The sequence below is a fragment of the Arcobacter sp. CECT 8989 genome (assembly GCF_004116715.1).
In the GTDB taxonomy this organism is placed as follows: Bacteria; Campylobacterota; Campylobacteria; order Campylobacterales; family Arcobacteraceae; genus Halarcobacter.
The window spans coordinates 1-390 of sequence record NZ_PDKE01000129.1; the positions used below are offsets into that span (position 1 = coordinate 1).

The 390-nt window shown below is 28.7% G+C and carries 1 protein-coding gene; it reads left to right on the plus strand.

The window, feature by feature from the left end:
• Nucleotides 1-298 (plus strand): hypothetical protein (locus CRV02_RS14985; RefSeq protein ID WP_164969041.1); only part of this gene is annotated, 298 nt, incomplete at its 5' end.
• Nucleotides 299-390: the final 92 nt, after the last annotated feature.

Below are 390 nucleotides of genomic sequence, written 5' to 3' on the forward strand. Positions count from 1 at the left end.
AGTAAGTAGAGAAGCTTATATTCCTTCTCCTGATGATTATGCTAAATTAGAAGGTTTCACTTATGGTGAAAATGGAGAACAAATTCCTACGACAATTGTTATGGAAGGTCAATTTAGTGCAAGAACTTTCTTAGATGAAGAAGGTAAATGGGATAAAAAAGCAGAAAATGAATTCTATAGAAAAGAAGAAATGGAACACAAAAAAGAAGTTATAAGTGATTGGCTTCAAAATCAAAGTTATGACTTAAGATTTGAAGCTAAGCTAATGAAAGCATTATTAGCTAAAACATACGAATAACAATAAATTAACTCTTAATAAACATCTTCAAAGTAGTCATAGATACTATGACTGCTTTATTAATTATCTCAAGCATATTTTTTGTATTTCAC